Genomic DNA, 16,351 nt, shown 5'->3' on the forward strand with positions numbered 1-16,351 from the left:
ATCTCCGTCCGATTTGTCACATCTGGAGTGGGATATCACCCTGAGTGGCCTGGAATTAGCGCCCTGTGACGGGTCGTTTTCCTTATTGCCCATTTGTCCGGGCAGTGGCCGCGTGTTCACCTCAATGGCGTCGGCCGGGCCGCCGTCCCCTTGTCCAGGACCACCCGGGCGGCCGGCTCCTCGGCCGCGGGCGGTACCTGGGGCTGCTGCTCGGGGTGGGGCGGGGCGGCGGCCTCGATCCGGGTGCCGCGGTGCGGCAGCAGGGCGATCACCGCGTCCCGCAGCCGGGCCGGGGCCTCCTCGTCCAGCGGGTCCACGGTGGCCGGCACCTGCAGCCGGGCGACCGGGCCGGTGCCGATCCGGGCGTAGCCGCGGCCGGGCGGGATGTGCGCGGCCGGGGTGAGGTCCAGGGCGGTGCCGAGCGCGGCGGCCAGCTCGGGCGCCGGGTGGTCGCCGAGCACCACCCGGGCCCGGACGGCGCCGCGCAGCGCGGGGGAGAGCCGGTCGGCCGCCGCCAGCGACTCGGCCACCACCACCGTCACCCGGGCGGCCCGGCCGTGCCGCAGCGGCACCTCCAGCAGCTCCTGCGGGTCGGGGCGGCCCTCGGCCTGGGCCAGCTCGGAGAGCTCGGTGGGGTGGTCGATCAGCAGCCAGAGCGGGCGGGTGACGTCGGCCGGCGCCGGCTCCCCGGCGTAGCGGGCGGCGTTGAGCGCGGCGAGCCGGCGCTCGGTCTCCCGGGCGGCCCACTCCAGGGCGGCCAGCGCCCCGTGCAGGCTGGTCTCCACGGTGAGCACGCCGGGCCGGTTGACCAGGCAGGCGTGCTCGCCGGTGCCGGCGCCGTCGATCACCAGCAGGTCGCCGTGGGCCAGCGCCTGCAGGGCCACGGTGCGCAGCAGGGTGGAGGTGCCGGAGCCGGTGCCGCCCAGGGCGAGCAGGTGCGGCTCGGCGGAGCGCGGGCCGGTGCGCCAGATCACCGGCGGCTGGTGGCCCGGGCCGCCGTCGTGGGCGACCGGGATGCGGCGCTGGGTGGCCGCCTGGTCGGTGAAGCCGAGCAGGACCTCGCCGGGCGCGGTGACCCAGGGCTGGGCGGGCACGTCCTGCGGCAGCGGGGCGAGCGCGGTGACCTGCAGCCGGTTGCACTCCAGGTCCCAGTCGAAGCGGTACTCCCGGGCGCGGCCGGCCTTGCCCTGCACCACCTGCTCGATCCGGGAGCGGGCGGCGGGCTCGGTGTCGGTGAACCAGGCCGGGTAGCCGATCTCCAGCGCGGCCAGCCGCCCGTCCGGGTCGAAGGCCCAGTCGGCGAAGGCGTCCTGGTAGCCGCCGTCCGGGCGGTAGAGCGGGCACGGCTCGTCGGGGCCGGCCAGGTAGGGGGTGAGCGCGGCGTAGAGCGCGGGCAGTTTCACGTCGGCGGGGTCGGGCTCGGGGGCCGGGGCCGACTTGGGCTGCCGTCCGGTCCAGGCGGCGCTGCCGAGCACGGCGGCCACCGCCAGCAGCGGGCCGTGCGGCAGCAGCACGACGCCGACGACCGCGGCGACGGCGAGCAGCGCGGTGGGTCCGCGCTTCTCCTTGGGGGTGGCCTGCCAGCGGGCCCGGGCCCAGCCGGCGTGCCGCCGCAGGCCCCGGCCGATCAGGGTGAGCGGCGCGAACATGTCGGCGGCGTGGTCCCCGGCGGTGCGGGCGAAGTCGCGACCGCGGGTCAGGTGGCGGGTGAGGGACATGGTCTCCTGAGCCTTCGGCGGTGGGGGAGGCCCGGGCCGCCGGGCCCGGGCCGTGGCGGGACGGTCAGAACTTGATGCCGCCGAGCAGGTTGGCCAGGCTCGCGCCGCCGGCCTGGATGCTCGGGGCGATCGCGGTGCCCGCCAGGTAGAAGCCGAAGAGCGCGCAGGTCAAGGCGTGGGAGACCTTGAGTCCGTCCCGTCGGAAGAAGAGGAAGGCGATGGTGCCGAACAGGACGATGCCGGAGATGGACAGGATCACGGGTCTGCTCCTCGGTGAGGCGGGGGACAGGTGGTCACTGTGGGGACAGTGTCACGGAATGTTCCATCATCGTGACAAAAAGTAATAGATGATGGAACGGGGCAAACGGGTGGATTGACTCCCAAGACCTCCCTCTGTCGCCCGCTCGGGTGCAAAATGCGCCCACTCGGCTCCCCGGATGGCCGCCGGGCGGCGTCGGGTACGGTTCCGGTGGCCGACCACCGCAGGCTGCGGAACCGAGAGAGGGCGTGCGATGTCCGAGACCCACCAGAACCCCGACCCGCTGACCGAGGCCGAGCTGATCGAGCTGGGCACCCGGATCTTCGGCGCCGCCCGTTCCGGGGAGGTGCCCGCCCTGGAGTCCTACCTGGCGGCCGGCGTCTCGGTGGACCTGGCGAACGAGGGCGGCGACACCCTGCTGATGCTCGCCGCCTACCACGGCCACGCGGAGGCGGTCCGGCTGCTGCTGGCGCGCGGCGCCGACCCGGACCGGACCAACGACCGCGGGCAGACCCCGCTGGCCGGGGCCGTCTTCAAGGGGCACGAGGCGGTGCTGGAGGCGCTGCTGGCGGCCGGGGCCGACCCGCGGGCCGGGCAGCCGTCCGCGCTGATGACGGCGCAGATGTTCCAGAAGGAGGAGCTGGTCGCCCGGTTCACCGCCTGAGGTCCGCGGAGGTCGGATGCTGGAATCGTCCGATGATCGGGCCGCCGTATGCTTGGCGGCCATGGAACTGCGCATCACCGGCTACGACCACCCCGACGCCGTCACGCTCACCGAGGCGGTGCAGCAGGAGTACGTGCGCCGCTACGGCGGCATCGACACCACCGAGATGCGGCCCGAGCACTTCGCCGCGCCGCACGGCGTCTTCGTGGTCGGCTACCTGGACGGCGAGCCGGTGGCCTGCGGCGGCTGGCGGGCCAAGGACGGCAGTTACCCGTACCTGCGGGACGGCGACGCCGAGCTGAAGCGCATGTTCGTGATCCCCGGCGCCCGCGGCCGGGGGCTCTCCCGGGTGCTGCTGCGGCACCTGGAGACGGCCGCCGCCGAGGCCGGCCGGCGCCGGGTGGTGCTGGAGACCGGCACCGAGCAGCCCGAGGCGGTGGCGCTCTACACCTCCGAGGGATACGCCCCGATCACCAAGTTCGGCGTCTACCGGGACGCCCCCGAGAGCATTTGCCTGGGCAAGGAACTCGCGGCCGGCTGACCGGGCGGGGCCAATTCCCGGGAGTGCCGCCGTTCGGCTGGTTACTTGACTGATGTCGGTGAATTATCCGTACTCCGGACGTGGGGAAGTACCCCAGCTCGGCGGAGAACCGGTGAATTGGGCGGGCGGGCTGGGTTAGCGTCGGGCTCGCTGCGTCTCGCGGCGGCACCCGGCATTCGGGTGCCGCCGTCCCTGCCCACCGCTATTTCCCCGGGAGAACCCGTGCACGACAATTGCCAGCCGGAAAGCAGTGCGGTCGCCGCCGACAGTCTGCGGCTCGCGGTCAACGCGCTCGCCGAATTCCCCGTCCGGGCCGGAGCGGAGAACGTGGCCGGGCGGATCAGCGTGGTCGCCGCGCTCTGCGAGGAGGTCGAGCGGGCGATGGACTCGCTGATCGTCCGGACCGCCGCGGAAGCGGCCGAGGAGGGCTGGACCACCGGCCGGATGCGGGAGACCGCGCCCGGCTACCACGCCCGCCTGCAGCGCGCCCTGGCCTCCGCGGACGAGGAGTGGACCACCCGATGACGCACCGGAGCACCCCGCACCCCGCACCGCCGGCGACCCGGAACGCCCACGTGCTGCGCTGCCCCACCCGGTGGAGCGACGTCGACGAGAACGGGCACATCAACAATGCCCGGCTGGTCGGCTACATCCAGGAGGGAATCTACGATCTCTTTCACCACCACGCGCACGCCGCCCGGGAATCCCTCTTTCCGGCCGGATTCCTGATCGCGCGGCACGAGATCGATTATCTGGAGCAGTTGCACCACCAGCCGGAACCGCTCGCGGTGCGGCTCTCGGTGGAGCGGCTGGGCCGCAGTTCCGCACACGTCCGGGTGGACGTCTGCCGGGACCGGTCGACGTATATGACGGCCCGCACGGTGGTGGTCGCGCGGGACCGGGCCTCCGGCCGTTCGCGCAAGCTCAGCAGCTCGGAGCGGCAGTTCCTGTCCGACTACATGGCGGCACCGCACACCGGCGAGCACCCGGTGCCGGTGCCCGCGCAGCCGCCCCGGATCACCCCCAAGGCGATGCCGCAGCGCAAGCCGAAGCCGTTGACCGCCCGGGTGGCGACGGGGCACCCCGGCGGACAGCCGCGCAAGGTGCCGGCGCCCGCGCGCTCGGCGGGCCGCTCGCTCTGCCGGATCTGACCCGGCCTCGGCTCGGTGCCGGGGACCGCCCCGGCACCGGGCCGACCGTTCGGCGGGTGCTCAGTCCAGCACGGCCTGGGCGTCGATCTCGACCAGCATCGCCTCGTTCGGCAGCTCCACCATGACCGTGGTCCGGCACGGCTTGACCGCACCCTCGGGCAGGTTCTCGGCCAGGAACTCGGCGTACGCCTCGTTCATCGCCGCGAAATCCTCCCGGGTGGTCAGGTAGACCCGGAACATCACCACGTCGGCCACCCCGGCGCCGCCCGCCGTCAGCACCGCCTTGACGTTCTCCAGGGTGCGCCGGGTCTGCGCCCGGACGTCGCCCGGGTACAGGTAGGCGCCGGTCCGCGGGTCCTGCGGCCCCTGGCCGGAGACCTGCAGGACCGGGCCCTTGCGCACGCCCTGGGAGAACACCCAGGCGGGGGCGGGGGCACCGGTGGTGCGGATCTCGGTCTTCTCGGTCATCGGCGTGCTCCTCTGGTGGGCGGTCAGTTGCCGACCGCGGAGGCGGCGGCGGTGGCGGCCAGCAGCTGCGGCAGCAGCTCCAGGACGCCCTCGTAGGGCAGGACCAGGTTCGGCACCGAGAGCGAGGCGGCGGCGACCACCTGCCCGCCGGGGTCCCGGACCGGCGCGGCCAGGCAGTTCATGAACGGCTCGTGCTCGGCCCGGTCCTGGGCCCAGCCGCGCTCGGCGACCAGGGCCAGCTCGGCCAGCAGCGCCTGCGGGGTGGTCAGGGTCCGTTCGGTGAACGGCGTGAACTCCAGCTCGGCCACCCGCCGGTCGCGCTCCTCCGGCGGCAGCGCCGCCAGCAGCACCTTGGCCGAGGCGGTGCAGTGCATCGGCACCGGCAGCCCGATCCGGGAGTACATCCGCACCGGCTGCCGGGATTCGTACTTGTCGATGTAGACCACCTCGTTGCCCTCCAGGGCGGCCAGGTGCACGGTCTGCCCGGTGGCCGCGTTCAGCGCCGCCAGGTGGGGGGCGGCGGTGCGGCGCACCGGTCGCTGCTCCACGGCGCGGCTGGCGAGCGCGAACAGGCCGGCGCCCAGGTGGTAGCGGTACTCGGCGTCGCGGTAGACCAGCCGGGCCTGCTCCAGGCTCTGCAGCAGGCGCATCGCGGTGGTCTTGTGCACCCCGAGCAGGCCGGCCAGCTGCTCCAGCGAGCGCTCGCCCTCGGCCAGTTCGGTGAGCAGCACGAGCGCCCGGTCGACGGTCTGGCTCACGGCAGCCGCCACCCCTCGGGGCCGACCCGGACCGCGGCCCAGTCGGCGGGGGAGGCGTCCAGCAGCGCGGCCCGCCGGTCGGCGGGCGGCAGGGTGCCCTGGTCGCCGTGGGCGGTGAGCGCGGCGGCCGCGGCCAGGTGGCCCAGGCGCAGCCGGCGGTGCTGGTCCAGGCCGCGCAGGGTGCCGGCCAGGTAGCCGGCGGCGAAGGCATCGCCCGCCCCCGTCGGCTCCACGACGGTGACGGCGAGGGCGGGCTCGGTGCTGTGGCGGCCGTCCCGGTCCACGGCGGTGGCCTGGTGGGCGGCGTCCTTGACCACCAGGGTGGCGGGGTGCGGGAGCAGGGCGCGCAGTTCGGCCGGGTCGCCGGTGCCGAGCGCGGCGGCGGCCTCGTCGGCACCGAACAGCACCAGGTCGGCCGCGTCCAGCAGTTCGCGCAGGACGGCCGGGTCACGCCGGCGCCAGAGCGCGGGACGCCAGTTGAGGTCGAAGCTGACGGTGGGCCGGCCGGGCCGGGCCAGCAGCTCGCGGACCAGGGCCAGGCAGCCGTCGGAGAGCGCGGGCGTGATGCCGGACAGGTGCAGCAGCCGGGCGCCGGCCAGCAGCCGGGCCACGGCGGGCTCGGCCAGGTAGCCGGGATCGAGCGCGGCGGCGGCGGAGCCTTCCCGGTAGTAGCGGGGGACCGGCCCGTGCGGGCCGCCCTCCTTGAGGTAGAGGCCGGTCGGGCGCTCCGGGTCCACGGCCACGGCGGAGGTGTCCACGCCGTGGGCGGCGACCTCGGCCAGCAGCCGGCGGCCGAAGCCGTCGTCGCCGACCCGGCTGACCCAGGCGGTCGGTATGCCGAGCGCGGCCAGCGCGCAGGCGGTGTTGGACTCCGCCCCGCCGACCGCCGCGCGGAAGGACTCCACGGCGGCCAGCGAGCCCGGCCGGTCGGGCAGCAGCACCGCCATCGACTCGCCCAGGCAGACCGCCTCGGGCACCTCTCCCACCAGGCACGCTCCTTCGTTGACCGGCTTCGTGGCGCATGTTAGAACCGCTGTAGCAACATATGCAAAGACCGTTGCACATGCTGCAGCGCATCGGGAGGTGCCGGGTGGACCGGGCGAAGGTGGCCGCACTGGCCGAGGAGCAGCTGGACTGGCGGTTCAAGGCGCTGCCGGCGGCCGCGCACGGACTGACGGCCCGTCAGTTCCTGGCCACCGAGCCGGTGCTCGCGCAGTTCCCGACCCCGCTGCTGACCCTTGACCAGGGCGCGCTGGCGCACAACCTGCGCACCATGGCCGACTGGTGCGCCGCGGCCGGTGTGCGGCTCGCCCCGCACGGCAAGACCACCATGGCCCCCGCCCTCTGGCAGGCCCAACTGGACGCCGGCGCCTGGGGCATCACCCTGGCCAACCTCGCCCAGCTGCGGGTGGCCCGGGCCTTCGGGGTGCGCCGGCTGCTGCTGGCCAATGCGCTGCTCGACCCGGCCGGGCTGCGCTGGGCCGCCGCCGAGCTGGCCGCCGACCCCGGCTTCGAGTTCACCTGCTGGGCCGACTCGCCCGCCGCCGTCGGGCAGATGGGCGCGGCGCTGACCGGCGCCGGCCGCCCGATCGACGTGCTGGTCGAACTCGGCGGCCCGGGCGGGCGCACCGGTGCCCGCGACCAGGAGGCGGCGCTGGCCACCGCCCGCGCGATCGCCGCCACCCCCGGGCTGCGGCTGGCCGGCGTCGGCGGCTACGAGGGCGCGCTCGCCCACGACGCCGGCCCGGACGGACTGGCCGTCGTCGAGGCCTACCTGGAGCGCCTGGTCGCCCTGCACGCCCGGATCGCCGCCGACCGGCTCTACGACGGCACCGGCCCGGTGCTGCTCAGCGCCGGCGGCAGCGCCTACTTCGACCAGGTCGCCCGGGTGCTCGGCGCCGTCCCCGACACCGTCACGGTGCTGCGCTCCGGCGCCTACCTGATCCACGACTCCGGCTTCTACCAGGGCATCTCCCCGCTGGCCCGGGGCGGCGGCCCGGCCCCGCTGCGCACCGCGATGCACGGCTGGGCGAGGGTCGCCTCCCGGCCGGAGCCCGGGCTCGCCCTGCTGGACGGCGGCAAGCGCGACTTCCCCTATGACGAGGGCCTGCCCACCGTGCAGCGCACGCGCGAGGGCCGTGCGCTGACCGGCACCGTGACCGCCCTCAACGACCAGCACGCCTTCCTGCGCGACAGCGGCGCCGAGCTCGGCGAGGTGGTCCGGCTCGGGCTCTCGCACCCCTGCACGGCCTTCGACAAGTGGACCCTGATCCCGGTGCTCGACGACGCCGACGCGGCCGGGCCCCGGGTGGTCGACCTGGTCCGGACGTTCTTCTGATGGCCGAGCTGCTGCTGCGCGGTGCCACCGTCATCGACGGCACCGGCGCCGACCGGTTCCGCGCCGACGTGCTGGTCCGGGACGGCGTGATCGCCGAGCTGGGCCAGGGGCTGACGGCCCGTCAGGTCGTGGCGGCCGACGGGCTGGCGCTGGCTCCCGGCTTCATCGACATGCACTCGCACTCCGACCTGCGGCTGTTGGTGGAGCCCGGCCACCCGTCCCGGGTCACCCAGGGCGTCACCTGCGAGGTGCTGGGCCAGGACGGCCTCTCCTACGCGCCGGTGGACGAGCGCACGCTGCCCGTGCTGCGCCGCCAACTGGCCGGCTGGAACGGCGATCCGGCCGGCTTCGACTGGAGCTGGCGGACCGTCGGCCAGTACCTGGACCGGCTGGACCGGGGCATCGCCGTCAACGCCTGCTACCTGGTGCCGCACGGCACCCTGCGCACCCTGGTGCTCGGCTGGGACCGCCGCCCGCCGGGCGCCGCCGAACTCGACCGGATGCGCGAGCTGCTGGCGCAGGCGCTGCGGGAGGGCGCGGTCGGGCTCTCCAGCGGGCTCAGCTACACCCCGGGCATGTACGCCGACACCGACGAACTGGCCGCGCTCTGCGCCGTGGTGGCCGAGCACGGCGGCTACCACTCGCCGCACCAGCGGTCCTACGGCGCCGGGGCGCTGGCGGGCTACGCCGAGATGGTGGAGATCTCCCGCCGCTCCGGCTGCCCGCTCCACCTGGCCCACGCCACCATGAACTTCGCCGTCAACCAGGGGCGGGCCGGCGAGCTGCTGGACCTGCTGGACGCGGCCCTCGCCGAGGGCGTCGACCTCACCCTGGACAGCTACCCCTACCTGCCGGGCTCCACCACGCTGGCCGCGCTGCTGCCCAGCTGGGCCGCCGAGGGCGGCCCGGACGCCACCCTGGCCCGGCTCGCCGACCCGGCGGCCCGGGAGCGGATCCGCCGGGAGCTGGAGCAGACCGGCAGCGACGGCTGCCACGGCGTGGTCGCCGACTGGCACACCGTGCAGATCTCCGGCACCGCCGACCCCGCACTGGGCGCCGCCGTCGGCCGCACCATCGCCGAACTCGCCGCCGAGCGCGGGCAGTCCGGCACCGAGGCGTTCTTCGAGCTGCTGCTGGCCGACGCGCTGGGCAGCACCATCCTGCAGCACGTCGGCCACGAGGAGAACGTCCGGGCGATCATGCGCCACCGGGCGCACACCGCCGGGAGCGACGGCCTGCTGGTCGGCGCCCGCCCGCACCCCCGGGCCTGGGGCACCTTCCCGCGCTACCTCGGCCGCTACGCGCGGGAGGAGGGCGTGCTCACCCTGGAGGCCGCCGTGCACCGGATGACCGGCCGCCCGGCCCGCCGGCTCGGCCTGCACCGGCGCGGCCTGGTCCGCCCCGGCCACCGCGCGGACCTGGTGCTCTTCGACCCCGCCACGGTCGCCGACCGGGCCGACTACGACCACCCGCGCCGCCCCGCCGCCGGCATCCAGCACGTCTTCGTCAACGGCACCGCCGTGCTGCGCGACACCCGCCCCACCGGCGCGCTGCCCGGCCGCGCGCTGCGCCGCGGCCCGGACGGCCGGGTCCGCTGACCGAAGGAGCCCCCAGATGACCGAGTTCCGCGACGAGCTGGCCGCCGACCGGGTGATCGCGGTGGTCCGCGCCCCCGCGATACCCGACGCCGTCCGGCTCTGCGCCGCGCTGCGCGAGGGCGGCATCCGGTGGATCGAACTGACCTGCACCACCCCGGAGGTGACGGCCCATCTGGAGCGGGCCGCGGCCGCCGCCGAGCGGCTGGACTGCCGGGTGGGCCTGGGCACCGTGCTCACCGCCGAGCAGGCCCGGGCCGGGATCGGGGCCGGCGCCGGCTACCTGGTCACCCCGGGGCTGCGCCGGCCGGTCGCCGAGGCGGCCGCGGCGGGCGCGGTGCCCGTGCTGCTGGGCGCGCTCACCCCCACCGAGGTGGCCGAGGCGGTGGACCTGGGCGCCGCCGCCGTGAAGGTCTTCCCGGCCCGCGCCTTCGGCCCCGGCTACTTCAAGGACCTGCGCGGCCCGTACCCCGGGGTGCCGCTGGTCGCCTCCGGCGGGGTGACCGGGGCCGATGCCGCCGACTACCTGGCGCACGGGGCGCTGGCGGTCTGCGGCGGGGGCGAGCTGGTGCCGCCGGCCGCGGTGGCGGCCGGCGACTGGGCCGGACTGACCCGAAGGGCGAAGGAGTTCACCGCCGCCCTGGGGAGCTGAGCAGGCTCAGAGCTTGCGCAGGAAGGCGTCCGCGATCACCTGGTAGCCGGTGTCGTTGGCGTGGATGTCGCCGCGGGACATGTTGGTCCAGCTCATGATCCGGGCCACGTTCAGCGGCACCCGCTGCCCGCCCAGGTCCACCAGCGGCAGGAAGGAGTTGGTGTCGAAGGCGCCCGCGACGTCCGCCGTCGGCACGCCGTGCACGAAGTCCTGGAACTCCAGCACCCCGTTCAGGGTGTCGGCCAGCGGCACCGAGAGGGTGGCCATGGCCTGCCCCTGGGCATCGGTCATCCAGGCGGCCAGGAACGGGTCGTAGAGGTTCATCCCGACGATCCGGGTGTGCGGGCCGGCCGCCGACTTGAGCGCGGTCAGGATGGTGCCCAGGTCCTTGCCCGCGGTGGCGATGCCCTTGGCGGCGCAGGCCGCGTCCAGCGAGCCGCCGTCCGCGCAGCCGTCCACGTTGTTGGCGCCGATGTCCAGGGTGACCGTCAGGTCGTCCTTGTGGTGCGCCTTCAGGTAGGCGACCGCGGCAGCCAGCTGCGGGCCCTGGTAGTCGTGCGGGAAGGCGCAGCCGCCGTTGATCATCGACCCGCTGGTCTCACCCGGGCAGCCCAGGTCGGTGAAGGAGAAGCCCCGGCGGTCGGCCGCCGCCCGCTGCCCGAGGGTGCGGGCCAGGTCCTGGGCGTAGCCGTGGCCGACCTCGTGGCCGCCGCCGGGCAGCGACTGGTAGCCGGCCGCGAGCGAGTCGCCCAGCGCCAGGTAGTAGCGGGTGTGGTGCGGCTCGGCGGCCGCGGCCGGGCCGGCCGCCAGGCCGAGCAGCGTGGTGCCGAGCACGGCGGCGCCGGCCGCGGCGCGCAGGCGGCGGCCGGTTCTGCTGGAGATGCGCATGGACCCTCCCGTGGCACCCGGCGCGGCCCGGTTGGCCGCGCGGGTGGGACCGGGAGAGGTTACCGCCAGGTAGCGCGCAGGGTAAGGGGCGGGGACGAGCCGGTCAGCTCGGCGGGATGGCGACCAGTCCGAGTGCCGCCAGATCGGCCAGCGGCTCGGCGATGCTGCAGGTGCCGAAGGCGGTGAAGGCCGCCCGCACGGCCGCCGTCTGCTCCGCGGTCAGCTCCGCCAGGGCGGCCGCGAGCACCTGGCCCTCGCGCTCGCGCAGCGCCGCCGCCAGCTCCGGGTGCTCCGCGCCGCCGAGCGCCAGGTGGGCGGCGAGCAGCACGTTGAGGAAGCCGTGGTGGGCGAAGCCGGTGGCCGGGTCCTCGTGCCGCACCGCGTGGTGCAGGCCGGCGGTGCACTTGAAGGACAGCTTGCGGTAGACCGCGCCGTAGAGGAAGGAGGCCAGCTCCAGCTCGCCGGGGAAGGCCTCGGCGGTCAGGCCGCCGGTGCGGAACTTGGCCCGGTACGGGCCGCCCTCCAGCTCGTCCAGGGCCAGCAGCAGGTCCGGGCCGCGCACCACCTCCACGGCCACCGGCGCCCCGGGCGCCAGCTCCGGCACCAGCCGGTCCAGCTCCGCGCGGACCGAGCGGACGCCCTCGGCCGCACTGCCGCCCTGGTCGGCCAGCACCTCGAGCCCGGCCAGCCGCAGCCGCGGGTCGGCCGCGACCCGGCGCAGCGCCGGCTCCAGGCCCTTGCTGCCGTCGGGCACGATCAGGCCGACGGCCAGCGGCTCGCCGGACTCGCCCGGCAGCGCCTCCAGCTGCTCGGCGAGCTGGCCCAGCCGGCCGGCGGCGACCAGGAACGGGCCGACCAGGTCCGCGTACCAGGCCGTGCGGTGGGCCCGGTGGGCGGGCAGCGCCTCGGTGAGCGGGAGGTCACCGGGCGGGAAGACCGCCGCATCGTCGCAGAGGCCGGCGAAGAGCGGGGGGATCACGCTCTGGGGGGCCTGAGGGCTCGTCATCTGGCAGGTCCTTCTCCGGTAGCTGCGGGGGCACGCCGCTGTGCCCCCTGGCGACGAGCCTGCCGCAGGGCCCGCTACCGGGGCAAGAGGGTCACTGGTGTGGACCAGGACACGCCGCCGGGCGGGTGACAATCCGGCGCAAACCGGTCGCGAGGCGGTACCACTGGCCCGAATCAGCCGTCACCGCAGGGTGACGCCCGTGACCGGAGGTAACCGTGGCCATCCGCCCGTCCGCCCTCGCCGCCGCCGGCGGCGCCCTGCTCTGTGCCGTGTTGACCGCGGCCACCCCGGCCCTCGCGGCCGGTGCCGACCAGGTGACCGTCTCGCCCACCGCGGCCCTGGGCCAGGACGGCTCGGTCACCCTCTCCGGCACCTACCGCTGCACCGGCTCCGGCCCGGTCTTCCTGGCCGCGAACCTGCGCACCGGCGACATCCAGCAGAGCCTGGGCAGCAGCCGGGCGGTCTGCGACGGCGCCGAGCACGCCTGGAGCAGCCAGGACACCCCGCGCTACCTGACCCTGAGCAGCGGCGGACCGGCCGAGGCCGAGGTCAGCCTGGTGCGCCTGGACACCTCCGGCGGGCTGCCGCTGCCGCAGCCGCTGGCCGTGCAGCACCAGAAGGTCACATTGGCCCCGGCGGCGGGCTGAATCCCGCCGGGGCACGGCCGGGCGGACGGACCGTCAGATCAGCCCGGCCCGGCCGCAATGGGACCCGAACGGGCCCTGATCTGCCCCGGAAATGCGATCCCAAACCGTGTGCGGAACTCATCGAAAGCCGCCGTCCGGCGAAGCTCAAATCCTCCTCAAATGTTGGTACGGACTTTGTCACGTGTAAGTGGCCCAGTGCCGCTACGGCTCTGACCTGCGGCGATCTCAACAGGCGGGCGGCGAGTGCGGATTCTGAATCTCCGTGCTAGCAAGCGTCCGGAACATAACTATTCGGACCACGGGTCTTTGCAGATCCCTAATCGACCGCTAGCGTTCACCGCACTCTCGTCCGCCATCTTTGAAGAGGGTCCCCATTCATGGCAGTTGTTGACAAAATAGCGGCGACCGGCACCGGAAGCGGCGGCAAGCTCCGCCGCGAGATCGGCCTGATCGGCCTGCTCTGGGCCTCGGTCGGCTCCATCATCGGCTCCGGCTGGCTCTACGGCGCCAAGAACGCCGTCGTGGTGGCCGGCCCCGCGGCCGTCATCTCCTGGGGGGTCGGGGCCGTCGCGATCGTGCTGCTCGCGCTGGTCCACGCCGAGCTCGGCGGCATGTTCCCGGTGGCCGGCGGCACCGCCCGCTACCCGCACTACACCTTCGGCGGCCTGGCCGGCATGAGCTTCGGCTGGTTCTCCTGGTTGCAGGCGGCCACCGTCGCGCCGATCGAGGTCGAGGCGATGATCGGCTACGCGGGCCACTGGCACTTCGCCCAGGGCTTCCTGCACGCCAACGGCACCCTCACCCCGTCCGGCTTCGCGGTCGCCGTGCTGCTGATGGCGGTCTTCGTCGCGGTCAACTTCCTCGGGGTGCGCCTGCTGGCGCGGACCAACAGCGTGGCCACCTGGTGGAAGGTCTTCGTCCCGCTGGCGACGATCTTCGTGCTGGCGATCACCAACTTCCACCCGTCGAACTTCACCTCGCACGGCTTCCTGCCGTTCGGCGCCAAGGGCGTGCTCGGGGCGATCAGCACCAGCGGCATCATCTTCGCGCTGCTCGGCTTCGAGCAGGCGATCCAGCTCTCCGGCGAGAGCAAGAACCCGAAGAAGGACATCCCGCGCGCCGTGCTCGGCTCGGTCTTCATCGGCGCCGCGATCTACACCCTGCTGCAGGTGGTCTACATCGGCGCGCTGCCCGGCGCCAGCTTCGCCAAGGGCTGGGCCAACCTGGCCTACGAGGGCATCAGCGGCCCGTTCGCCGGCCTGGCCACCGTGGTCGGCCTCGGCTGGCTGGCCTGGGTGCTCTACGTGGACGCGCTGGTCTCGCCCGGCGGCACCGGCCTGATCTACACCACCTCCACCTCCCGGATCTCCTACGGCCTGAGCCGCAACGGCTACGCCCCGCAGCTCTTCGAGCGCACCGACAAGCGCGGCGTGCCGTGGTTCGGCCTGGCGATCTCCTTCGTCACCGGCGTGGTCTGCTTCCTGCCGTTCCCCAGCTGGCAGCAGCTGGTCAGCTTCATCACCTCGGCCAGCGTGCTGATGTACGCGGGCGCCCCGCTCGCCTTCGGCGCGCTGCGCAAGCGGATGCCGGAGATGAACCGCCCCTACCGGCTGCCCTACGGCGAGATCATCTCCCCGGTCTCCTTCGTGGTCGCCAGCCTGATCATCTACTGGTCCGGCTGGGACACCCTGTGGCGGCTCGGCTGCGCCATCGTCTTCGGCTACCTGCTGCTCGGCGGCTACGCCTGGTACGCCACCGCCAAGCGGCTGCCGAACGCCCCGAGCATGGCCTTCAAGGCGGCCCAGTGGCTGCCGGTCTACCTGATCGGCCTGGGCGTCATCTCCTACCTGGGCGGCTTCGGCGACTCGGCGAAGAACATCATCCCGCTCTGGTGGGACATCGCCCTGATCACCGCCTTCGCGGTGGGGATCTACTACTGGGCCCGCGCCGTCGCGCTGCCGGCGGAGGAGATCGAGCGGAACATCTCGGACGTCGAGGTGGTCGACGAGGGCGGCCACTGACGCCCCGTCGGACATTCGGAGACAGCGAACGCGGCGGGCGCCGGACCACCAGGACTGGTCCGGCGTCCGCCGCGTTCGCCCCGGGGCTCAGCCGCCGGGGAGCGGCCGGTCGGTCTCGACCAGCCGCTTGAACTGCTCCAGGTCGCTGCGCACGGTGCGCTCGATCACGCCGGACTGGGCGAAGCCGTGCGGGCCGCCGAAGGCCTCGTGCACCGCGTCCGGCTCGTACTCGACCCGGACCTGCAGCTGGGTGGAGCCCGGGTCGAGCTGCCGCAGCACCACGGTGCCGTGCAGGTGGGCACCGTCCAGGGTCCGCCAGTCCATCACCTGGCCGGCCCCGTGGTCGCTGATCGCGGTCTCGAAGACCCGCTCCTGGCCGTCGACCTCGATGTCCAGGTGGGCCCGGTGGTTGCCGTGCGCGTGCGCGTGCTTCAGGCCGTCGACGAACTCCGGGTACTGGTGCACCCGGTGCAGCTGCTCCCAGGCCACCTGGACCGGGACGTCGAGGTCGATCTGCTCTTCCAGGGTGTGCATCCGATCACTCCGCGTCCTCGTAGGGCTCGCCCTCCGCGCGGCTCTCCTCACGCGCGCGCATCACCTGATCCGAGGTGATGCCCTCCAGCAGGCTGGTGTCCCCCGGTTCCTCCGCCGGGACTGCGCCCTGGTCGGCTTCCGCCGGTGCGGTCGCCCGCTCGGGGTGCTCCGGGCCGATGGGCATGGTGTCCTCCCTGCTCGCGACGGTGAGCGGCGCGGCCGCTCCGATCCCTCCAGCCTGCGCCCGGGGGCACGGGGCGGGCAAACCGGACGGATCGGGGCTTTCCGCTCAGGCGAGTCCGAGGCCGGGGTCGACGGCCGGCTCGGCGGCGGGGGTCAGCGCGGCCAGGGTGTTCCAGAACATCAACTCGTAGGCCTGCAGCAGCCGCCCGTAGCGGCGGCCCTCGGCCAGCACGGCCTCGTCCAGGCCGGCCGCCGCCACCACCGCGACCGCCTCCTCCTCCAGCTCCGGCATCGGCGTGGCGAAGAAGTCGAAGAAGGCGCAGGCCTGGTCGGAGAAGCCGTAGTGGCGGCGCAGCGCCGTCGCGGTGATCGCGCAGTACCGCCCCCAGGCGGCGAAGTTGGCGGTCAGCGCGAGCACGGTGGCGACCGGGTCGCCGTTCAGCGCCAGCCAGGCCAGCTGCGCGGGGTAGGCCTGGCAGCCGGGCAGCGGCTCCCGCCCGGCCAGCCCGGCCTCGTCCAGGCCGCAGGCGGCGCCGAGCGCGGGCAGCTCGGCCAGCGCCAGCGACTCGCCGGCCGCCAGCTTGGCGAAGTACCCGCCGGCCGGCCGGTCCGCGCAGCGGGCGGCCAGCACCAGCAGGCTGCGGCGGTCGCTGCGCAGGATCCGGTACTGCTGCGCGGCCAGCTCGGCGAGCAGCGAGACGGGGGCCAGGCCCTGCTCGAGCCGGGGCACCAGCCGGTTCTCCGACTCGGCCGGGGCCAGCTCCTGACGGAGGGTCAGCAGCGCCTCGCGTGGCGTCGGGCTCATCGGGCGGCTCCTCGGTAGGCGCGGGCGGGGCCAGCGTAGCGGCGGCGGCACGCCCGGTGGGGGAGCGCGCGGGGACGTGTTTCCCGAGGTCGTGCGGGGTGGGCCGGGGCCGGACGGATGATC

General features: G+C 74.6%; 19 protein-coding genes. 9 read left to right on the forward strand and 10 right to left on the reverse strand.

Translation table 11 applies throughout. The features are described 5' to 3' along the window. Positions 1-116: 116 nt before the first annotated feature. Both ACFYNO_RS09790 and ACFYNO_RS09795 read right to left on the reverse strand, forming a co-directional pair. Positions 117-1,718, reverse strand: a complete 1,602-nt coding sequence (locus tag ACFYNO_RS09790) for an FtsK/SpoIIIE domain-containing protein (protein ID WP_388008154.1) — start codon at positions 1,716-1,718, stop codon at positions 117-119. 64 nt (positions 1,719-1,782) lie between these two features. Continuing rightward, positions 1,783-1,977, reverse strand: coding sequence for a hypothetical protein (locus ACFYNO_RS09795; protein ID WP_388008157.1), 195 nt, complete (start codon positions 1,975-1,977; stop codon positions 1,783-1,785). Between the two features lie 253 nt (positions 1,978-2,230). Here ACFYNO_RS09795 and ACFYNO_RS09800 point away from each other — a divergent pair, with 253 nt between their 5' ends. The 4 genes from ACFYNO_RS09800 (at position 2,231) to ACFYNO_RS09815 (ending at position 4,333) form a co-directional block, all read left to right on the forward strand. Beyond that, entirely contained in the window at positions 2,231-2,641 is a 411-nt protein-coding gene (locus tag ACFYNO_RS09800; protein WP_388008160.1) for an ankyrin repeat domain-containing protein, read from the forward strand. A 61-nt stretch (positions 2,642-2,702) separates the two neighbouring features. Then, complete coding sequence (locus tag ACFYNO_RS09805) at positions 2,703-3,182, forward strand: GNAT family N-acetyltransferase (protein ID WP_388008163.1); 480 nt, start codon at positions 2,703-2,705, stop codon at positions 3,180-3,182. 222 nt (positions 3,183-3,404) lie between these two features. Next, complete coding sequence (locus tag ACFYNO_RS09810) at positions 3,405-3,707, forward strand: hypothetical protein (RefSeq protein ID WP_388008166.1); 303 nt, start codon at positions 3,405-3,407, stop codon at positions 3,705-3,707. Then, complete coding sequence (locus tag ACFYNO_RS09815) at positions 3,704-4,333, forward strand: acyl-CoA thioesterase (protein ID WP_388008169.1); 630 nt, start codon at positions 3,704-3,706, stop codon at positions 4,331-4,333. The genes ACFYNO_RS09810 and ACFYNO_RS09815 overlap by 4 nt, the downstream gene beginning before the upstream one ends. Positions 4,334-4,393: 60 nt before the next feature. On the opposite strand, the gene ACFYNO_RS09820 is transcribed toward ACFYNO_RS09815, so the two are convergent. From ACFYNO_RS09820 to ACFYNO_RS09830, 3 genes are read right to left on the reverse strand one after another with little or no spacing between them, the layout of a single operon-like run. Further along, complete coding sequence (locus tag ACFYNO_RS09820; protein WP_388008172.1) at positions 4,394-4,801, reverse strand: RidA family protein; 408 nt, start codon at positions 4,799-4,801, stop codon at positions 4,394-4,396. Positions 4,802-4,824: 23 nt separating this feature from the next. Then, on the reverse strand, positions 4,825-5,559 hold the full coding sequence (locus tag ACFYNO_RS09825; RefSeq protein ID WP_388008175.1) for an IclR family transcriptional regulator: 735 nt from the start codon (positions 5,557-5,559) through the stop codon (positions 4,825-4,827). Further along, positions 5,556-6,545 carry a sugar kinase gene (locus ACFYNO_RS09830; protein ID WP_388008178.1) on the reverse strand — a complete coding sequence of 330 codons (990 nt, stop codon included), beginning with the start codon at positions 6,543-6,545 and terminating at the stop codon, positions 5,556-5,558. Before ACFYNO_RS09830 ends, ACFYNO_RS09825 begins: the two co-directional genes overlap by 4 nt. A 77-nt stretch (positions 6,546-6,622) precedes the next feature. Between ACFYNO_RS09830 and ACFYNO_RS09835 the strand changes: the two genes are divergently transcribed. Genes ACFYNO_RS09835 through ACFYNO_RS09845 form a run of 3 tightly spaced genes read left to right on the forward strand, consistent with a single transcriptional unit; the run spans position 6,623 to position 10,144 of the window. Continuing rightward, on the forward strand, positions 6,623-7,897 hold the full coding sequence (locus tag ACFYNO_RS09835; RefSeq protein WP_388008181.1) for an alanine racemase: 1,275 nt from the start codon (positions 6,623-6,625) through the stop codon (positions 7,895-7,897). Further along, positions 7,897-9,495 (forward strand): amidohydrolase family protein, encoded by a 1,599-nt coding sequence (locus tag ACFYNO_RS09840; protein WP_388008184.1) that lies wholly within the window; start codon positions 7,897-7,899, stop codon positions 9,493-9,495. Before ACFYNO_RS09835 ends, ACFYNO_RS09840 begins: the two co-directional genes overlap by 1 nt. A gap of 16 nt (positions 9,496-9,511) precedes the next feature. Next, complete coding sequence (locus ACFYNO_RS09845; RefSeq protein ID WP_388008189.1) at positions 9,512-10,144, forward strand: bifunctional 4-hydroxy-2-oxoglutarate aldolase/2-dehydro-3-deoxy-phosphogluconate aldolase; 633 nt, start codon at positions 9,512-9,514, stop codon at positions 10,142-10,144. Positions 10,145-10,150: 6 nt separating this feature from the next. On the opposite strand, the gene ACFYNO_RS09850 is transcribed toward ACFYNO_RS09845, so the two are convergent. Together ACFYNO_RS09850 and ACFYNO_RS09855 are read right to left on the reverse strand one after the other, a co-directional pair. Next, entirely contained in the window at positions 10,151-11,032 is an 882-nt protein-coding gene (locus ACFYNO_RS09850; protein ID WP_388008192.1) for an SGNH/GDSL hydrolase family protein, read from the reverse strand. A 103-nt stretch (positions 11,033-11,135) separates the two neighbouring features. Further along, positions 11,136-12,038, reverse strand: coding sequence for a hypothetical protein (locus tag ACFYNO_RS09855; protein WP_388008195.1), 903 nt, complete (start codon positions 12,036-12,038; stop codon positions 11,136-11,138). Between the two features lie 215 nt (positions 12,039-12,253). Here ACFYNO_RS09855 and ACFYNO_RS09860 point away from each other — a divergent pair, with 215 nt between their 5' ends. After that, positions 12,254-12,685, forward strand: a complete 432-nt coding sequence (locus tag ACFYNO_RS09860; RefSeq protein ID WP_388008198.1) for a DUF6299 family protein — start codon at positions 12,254-12,256, stop codon at positions 12,683-12,685. A 377-nt stretch (positions 12,686-13,062) separates the two neighbouring features. Continuing rightward, positions 13,063-14,706, forward strand: coding sequence for an APC family permease (locus ACFYNO_RS09865; protein WP_388008201.1), 1,644 nt, complete (start codon positions 13,063-13,065; stop codon positions 14,704-14,706). Between the two features lie 87 nt (positions 14,707-14,793). Here the strand turns inward: ACFYNO_RS09865 and ACFYNO_RS09870 are convergent, their stop codons facing one another. From ACFYNO_RS09870 to ACFYNO_RS09880, 3 genes are all read right to left on the reverse strand, one after another. Beyond that, positions 14,794-15,240, reverse strand: coding sequence for an SRPBCC family protein (locus tag ACFYNO_RS09870; RefSeq protein WP_388008204.1), 447 nt, complete (start codon positions 15,238-15,240; stop codon positions 14,794-14,796). 4 nt (positions 15,241-15,244) lie between these two features. After that, positions 15,245-15,424, reverse strand: coding sequence for a hypothetical protein (locus ACFYNO_RS09875; protein WP_388008207.1), 180 nt, complete (start codon positions 15,422-15,424; stop codon positions 15,245-15,247). Between the two features lie 105 nt (positions 15,425-15,529). Then, the gene (locus ACFYNO_RS09880) at positions 15,530-16,228 is read right to left on the reverse strand and encodes a transcriptional regulator (protein ID WP_388008210.1); all 699 of its coding nucleotides are present in this window, start codon (positions 16,226-16,228) and stop codon (positions 15,530-15,532) included. Positions 16,229-16,351: the final 123 nt, after the last annotated feature.

The organism is Kitasatospora sp. NPDC006697, assembly GCF_042869935.1.
Taxonomy (GTDB): Bacteria; Actinomycetota; Actinomycetes; order Streptomycetales; family Streptomycetaceae; genus Kitasatospora.